The sequence below is a fragment of the Trebonia sp. genome (genome assembly GCF_030042015.1).
Taxonomy (GTDB): Bacteria; Actinomycetota; Actinomycetes; order Streptosporangiales; family Streptosporangiaceae; genus Trebonia.
Genome location: NZ_JASIAL010000384.1, coordinates 1 through 5,540, shown reverse-complemented (window position 1 = coordinate 5,540; position 5,540 = coordinate 1). Strand labels below are relative to the sequence as shown.

The window sequence follows — 5,540 nt, the reverse complement described above, 5'->3', positions numbered from 1 at the left end:
TGCGGCGCCGACCTCGGGCTGCCGGTCCAGTTCCACGTCGGGTACGGCGACCGGGACGCCGACCTGGACAAGTGCAACCCGCTGCTGCTCACCGGGCTGCTGCGGGCGCTTGAGCCGGCCGGGGTACCGGTCATGCTGCTGCACAACTACCCGTACCACCGCGAGGCCGGTTACCTGGCGCAGGTCTTCCCGCACGTGTACGCGGACCTCGGCCTGGCCACCCACAACGTCGGCAGCCGCGCGCCGCAGGTGCTCGCCGAGGCGCTCGAGCTCGTGCCGCTGCGGAAATTCCTGTACTCCTCGGACGCCTTCGGGCTGCCGGAGCTGTACTACCTGGGAGCGCTGCTGTTCCGGCAGGCGCTGTCGCAGTTCCTGCAGGCCAGGCTGGTCCTCGGCGACATCAGCGTCGACGACGCTGAGCGGATCACCCGCCTGATCGGCGCGGAGAACGCCCGCCGCGCCTACCGCCTTCCCGCGTGACGCCTTCTGGGCGGCGGCCCCGTCGCGGGCCGCTTGCGTGCGACTTCGCACACTCCGTGACCATTTCCGCGCCCATTATGGGCGATTTGTCCATGCACAAAGTGTCCAAAGTAGTACTCGCGGGACTTACGGGGCAGCTGGGGCTGCGCGGCGAGGCGGCCGCGGCCTGCGCGGCCTATCATCTGGGCTGGCGAGGAAGGATGGGTGAATGTCGGCTGGAGACACTGAAGTCCGGCGGGAGCTGGTGGCGGCGAACAGGATCCTGGGGCATGAGGGGATCCTGGACGCGTTCGGCCACGTGAGCGTCCGTCATCCGGGGAACCCCGGCCACTTCCTGCTGTGCCGGGCGCGCTCGCCGGAGAACGTCGAGCTGGCGGACGTGCTCGAGTTCGACGGTGACGGCGAGCTGGCCGGCGAGGCCGGCCCGATCCCCTACGTCGAGCGGTTCATCCACGCCGGGGTGTACGAGGCCCGGCCAGACGTCACGGCGGTATGCCATAACCACGCGATCTCGATCCTGCCGTTCAGCATCTCCCGGTCGGTGCGGCTGCGGGCCACCATCAACGCGTCGGCGATGTTCGGCGACGGCGTCCCTGTGTGGGATATCGCGGCCGAGTTCGGGGACAGCACCGACATGCTGGTGCGGAACATGGCGCACGGGCGCTCGCTCGCGCGGGCGCTCGGCGCGGGGCCGGTGGTGCTCATGCGGGGCCACGGCAGCGTGGTCGCAGGGAACGGCCTGCGCCAGGTGGTGAGCCGGTGCCTGGACATGGACCGGTCCGCCACGGCCCAGCTCGCCGTGGCGACGCTCGGCGCGACGCGATCCTTCACGGCGGCCGAGCTCGCGCCGCACGCCGACCTGCCGCCGGGCGCCACCAGGGACGACCGGGCCTGGGAGTACCTGCTGCACCGCGCCGGACTAGACCAGGACGAAGAGCGGGGACATGGCGAAGGGCGCTGAGGCGATGCTCGCCGACCTGGTGGCCGCCAACCGGATCCTGGGCCGGGAGGGCATTCTCGACGCCTACGGCCATGTCAGCGCGCGCGACGCCGGCGACGCGGGCGATGGGTTCTTCCTGTCACGGGCCCGCGCGCCGCAGCTCGTCGAAGAGGCCGACCTGCTGGAGTTCTCGCTGGCCGGGGAGCCGCTGGCGGGCAGTGCGCAGCCGCTGTACCTGGAGCGGTACATCCACGCCGCGATCTACGCGGCGCGGCCCGACGTCGGCGCGGTGTGCCACAGCCACACGCCGTCGATCCTGCCGTTCAGCGTCTCGCTGACACCGCTGCGGTCGGTCATCCATTCCGCCCGGTTCATCGGAACGGGCGTTCCCGTCTGGGATCTCGCCAGGGAGTTCCCCGGGGAGTGGAGTCCCCTCGTCCGCAGCCTGCGGTACGGGCAGTCGCTCGCGGCGGCCCTCGGCGACGGCGGCATCGTGCTGCTGCGCGGCCACGGCGCCGTCGTGGTCGGGCGCGGCCCGCAGGAGGTCGTCGGCCGGTGCATCGCGATGGACCGGAACGCGCGGGTGCAGGAGACCGCCCACCGGCTCGGCGAGTACACGCCCCTGCACGAGCGCGAGTGCGAGGACCCCCGCGACCCCGGGCCGCCGCTGGCGCGGGACAACAGGGAATGGGAGTACTTCATGCGGCGTGCGGGGCTGCTGTGAGCGACCTGACCCTGCTGCGCGCCGACCACGTCGGCGGGCTGCCCCGGCCGTCCTGGCTGCGGGCACGGCAGGCGCAGTTCCAGCGCGGCGAGATCGGCGCCGCCGAGCTCGAAGACGACCACCGCGCGGCGGTGGCCGAGCTCGTGCGCCGTCAGCAGGACATCGGCCTTGGCGTCGTGACCGACGGCGAGATCACCCGCCGTAACTTCCAGGAAAGCTTCGGCGGGGCGGTCACCGGCTACGACGCGCTGCCCTACGAATACCCGCTGACGGTCGCGGAGACCGGGCGGCAGGCGACGGGCGGCACGGACGAGGCGCCGACCGTGCGGGCACCGTCCGGCATGGCCGGGAACGGGCCGCCGGTGCTGCACCGCCGCCCGGTCCGCGAGCGGCTGCGGCTGAGCCGCACCGTGATCGTGCAGGAGTTCCGCCGGACCGCGCAGGTCGCGTCCGCGCCGGTGAAGGTGACGCTCATCGGGCCCGACCGGATCGCCCAGCGCTTCGCCCACGAATCCTCCCGGCACGTCTACCCGGACATGGACGCGTTCCTCGCCGACGTCGTGGCCATCGAGCGGCAGATGATCGCCGAGGTCATCGCGGCGGGATGCCGCTACGTCCAGATCGACGAACCGGGCTACACGGCGTACGTGGACCAGGTCTCCCTCGACGTCATGCGCGGGCGCGGCGAGGACCCGGACCAGAACCTGGCCCGCGGCATCGCGGCGGACAACGCCCTGATCGCCGGATTCCCCGGCGTCACCTTCGCCGTGCACATCTGCCGCGGGGGCGGCGGCGGCCGCGGCGGTGACTGGATCCACAGGGAGGGCAGCTACGACGCCGTCGCCGAGCGGCTCTACGGCGAGCTGGACTTCGACCGGTTCCTGCTCGAGTACGACAGCGCCGCCGCGGGCAGCTTCGACAGCCTGCGCTACATGCCCGCGGGCAAGATCGCGGTGCTCGGCCTGGTGAGCAACAACGGCCGGCTCGAGACCCGCGACTACCTGCGGCGGCGCCTGGAGGAGGCCACCAGGCACATCCCCGTCGGCCAGGTCGGCCTGTGCCCCCGGTGCGGCTTCGGCGGCAGCAACAGCACCGAGGAGGTCATCTGGGGGAAGCTGGCGCTCATCCGGCAGCTCGCGGGCGAAGCCTGGCCCTCTTGACTTCAAGTGCGCTTTAACTGCCATGCTCGTGAGCATGGCAGTGACCACATTCGGCTACGCGGACCTGGGCATGCTGATGGCCAGGCAGACCGGCGACGAGAAGCACGGCTCGGCCAGCACGTCCACGCTCGACGTGCTCTGGGTGCTCTACGACCGGGTGCTGCGGGTCAGCCCGGACACGATCGATGACGACGGCCGTGACCGCCTCTACCTGTCCAAGGGACACGGGCCGATGGCGTACTACGCGGTGCTGGCCGCCAAGGGGTTCCTCCCGCTGGAGCGGCTCGACGGGTTCGGCGGGTTCGGCTCGATCCTCGGGCACCACCCGGACCGCACGCTCGTGCCGGGGGCGGAGATCTCCAGCGGCTCGCTCGGACACGGGCTGCCGCTCGCCGTCGGGACCGCGCTCGGGCTGCGGGCCAGGCGCCTGGCGGCCCGGGTGTGGGTGCTGGTCGGCGACGGCGAGCTTGACGAGGGGTCCAACCACGAGGCGATCGCGTTCGCCGGCCGGGCGGGGTCGCGCCTGGACAACCTGCACGTGGTCGTGATCGACAACGCGTCGGCGACCTACGGGTGGCCGGGCGGGATCGAGGCGCGGTTCGCGGTGGAGGGCTGGTCGACGCTGCGGGTGAGCGGCCGTGACCACGCCGCGCTCGAGGCGGCGTTCACCGCCGCCCATCCGGGCCGGCCGCACGCCGTGGTGGCCGAGGTCGAGCCGCCGCGGGACTGGCCGCAGGCGCTCGTGGCCCAGGGCTGACCGTCAAGGCACTGACCAGGAAAGGGGCACAGGATGGAGACCATGCGGGAGCGGTTCGCCGCGGTGGCCAGCGGACTGCTCGACGACGACCCCCGGCTCGCGGTCGTGCTCGCGGCGATCTCGGCCGACCAGTTCCGCGCCGCCAGGCAGCGGCATCCCGACCGGGTGATCGACCTCGGCATCCGGGAGCAGCTGCTGGTCAGCGTGGCCGGCGGGCTCGCGCTCGCCGGGCTGCGGCCGATCGCCCACACGTTCGCGAGCTTCCTGGTGGAGCGGCCGTTCGAGCAGATCAAGCTCGACCTGAACCACCAGGGCGTCGGCGCGGTCCTGGTCAGCGCGGGCGGGTCCTACGACATCGCGGCGAGCGGCCGGACCCACCAGTCACCCGGTGACGTCGCGCTGCTCGCCACGCTGCCCGGCTGGACCGTGCACGTGCCCGGCCACCCCGACGAAGCCGAAGCGCTGCTGCGCGCGGCGGCCCGTGCCGACGGGCTCGTCTACCTCCGGCTGTCCACCGAGGCCAACCAGCGGCCGCTGCCAGCTGTCCCTGACGGAGCGGTGCTGCGGCGCGGCGAGCGCGGCACGGTCGTCGCGGTGGGCCCGCTGGCCGACCAGGTGGCCGCCGCCACCGCCGGCCTCGACGTGACCGTGCTGTACGTGGCCACCGTGCGCCCCTTCCCGGTCACCACGCTGCGGCAGACACTGGGCGCGCCGGACGTGGTGGTGGTCGAGCCGTACCTGGCCGGGACCTCGGTGCCGGCGCTGAGCGCCGCGCTGGCGGACATCCCGCACCGGGTGCTCGGGCTCGGCGTCGGGCTGGCGGAACTGCGGCGCTACGGCACCCCGGCCGAGCACCGCGCCGCGCACGGCCTGGACGCCGCCTCGCTGCGGGCCAGCATCGGCGATTTCCTCGGCCTGTAGACGGCGCGGCCAGGGCCACGGCCGGGCGGGCGGTGCGGGTGCTAGATGCCGCAGGCGGCCGCGACGGCGTCGGCGGACGCCTCGCGGGTGCTCGTGGCGGGGATGCCCGCGCGCTCGAAGTAGGTGACGTAGATGTAGGCGGCGTCGGCCGGGCTGGCGGCGTCGTTCAGCGCCGGGATGTAGGAGGCCCAGATCTGGTTGTAGCTCAGGATCGCGTTGAGCTGGGTCTGCAGGTCCGCCGCCGGGTCGCCGGTGACGTACCCGGACGGCAGCGGGGTAAAGCCGATCAGCCCGCCGCCGCCCATGCCGACCGACTCGGGATTGCCCCCTGACTCCTGGTAGATGTTCCCGGCCATGCCGGCCACCGCGTTGTCGCTGTACCCGTTGGCCAGCAGGAAGTCGACGATCGCGGTGACGTTCTGCGGCAGCAGGTAGCTGTTGCCCGCGCACGAGGGGGCCGTGGCGCTCGCGCTCGGGCTCGCGGTCGGCGACGGCGCCGGAGCCGGGGTCGTCGCGGCCGGCTGGGCGGACGCGGACGCGGACGGGGCCGGGGACGGC

7 protein-coding genes are annotated in these 5,540 nt (G+C 73.1%); 6 read left to right on the top strand and 1 reads right to left on the bottom strand.

Annotation, left to right across the window (positions count from 1 at the left end):
• The 6 genes from Q1N79_RS20955 to Q1N79_RS20930 all read left to right on the top strand — a co-directional run.
• On the top strand, positions 1 to 480 hold a 480-nt coding region (locus tag Q1N79_RS20955), incomplete at its 5' end, for an amidohydrolase family protein (RefSeq protein ID WP_300611500.1).
• Positions 481 to 688: 208 nt separating this feature from the next.
• The gene (locus Q1N79_RS20950; RefSeq protein WP_300611498.1) at positions 689 to 1,441 is read left to right on the top strand and encodes a class II aldolase/adducin family protein; all 753 of its coding nucleotides are present in this window, start codon (positions 689 to 691) and stop codon (positions 1,439 to 1,441) included.
• Positions 1,425 to 2,144, top strand: a complete 720-nt coding sequence (locus Q1N79_RS20945; protein ID WP_300611496.1) for a class II aldolase/adducin family protein — start codon at positions 1,425 to 1,427, stop codon at positions 2,142 to 2,144. The genes Q1N79_RS20950 and Q1N79_RS20945 overlap by 17 nt, the downstream gene beginning before the upstream one ends.
• The gene (locus Q1N79_RS20940) at positions 2,141 to 3,304 is read left to right on the top strand and encodes a hypothetical protein (RefSeq protein WP_300611495.1); all 1,164 of its coding nucleotides are present in this window, start codon (positions 2,141 to 2,143) and stop codon (positions 3,302 to 3,304) included. Before Q1N79_RS20945 ends, Q1N79_RS20940 begins: the two co-directional genes overlap by 4 nt.
• A 34-nt stretch (positions 3,305 to 3,338) precedes the next feature.
• Complete coding sequence (locus tag Q1N79_RS20935) at positions 3,339 to 4,061, top strand: thiamine pyrophosphate-dependent enzyme (protein WP_300611494.1); 723 nt, start codon at positions 3,339 to 3,341, stop codon at positions 4,059 to 4,061.
• A 42-nt stretch (positions 4,062 to 4,103) separates the two neighbouring features.
• The gene (locus Q1N79_RS20930) at positions 4,104 to 4,982 is read left to right on the top strand and encodes a transketolase (RefSeq protein WP_300611502.1); all 879 of its coding nucleotides are present in this window, start codon (positions 4,104 to 4,106) and stop codon (positions 4,980 to 4,982) included.
• Positions 4,983 to 5,023: 41 nt separating this feature from the next.
• Here the strand turns inward: Q1N79_RS20930 and Q1N79_RS20925 are convergent.
• Positions 5,024 to 5,540, bottom strand: a 517-nt coding sequence (locus tag Q1N79_RS20925; protein ID WP_300611491.1) for a phage tail tip lysozyme, incomplete at its 5' end; no start/stop codon positions are given.

Coding starts and splice junctions, on each gene's coding strand:
- Q1N79_RS20950 (WP_300611498.1), top strand. CDS start 689: ATGTCGGCTGGAGACACTGAAGTCCGGCGGGAGCTGGTGGCGGCGAAC.
- Q1N79_RS20945 (WP_300611496.1), top strand. CDS start 1,425: ATGGCGAAGGGCGCTGAGGCGATGCTCGCCGACCTGGTGGCCGCCAAC.
- Q1N79_RS20935 (WP_300611494.1), top strand. CDS start 3,339: ATGGCAGTGACCACATTCGGCTACGCGGACCTGGGCATGCTGATGGCC.
- Q1N79_RS20930 (WP_300611502.1), top strand. CDS start 4,104: ATGCGGGAGCGGTTCGCCGCGGTGGCCAGCGGACTGCTCGACGACGAC.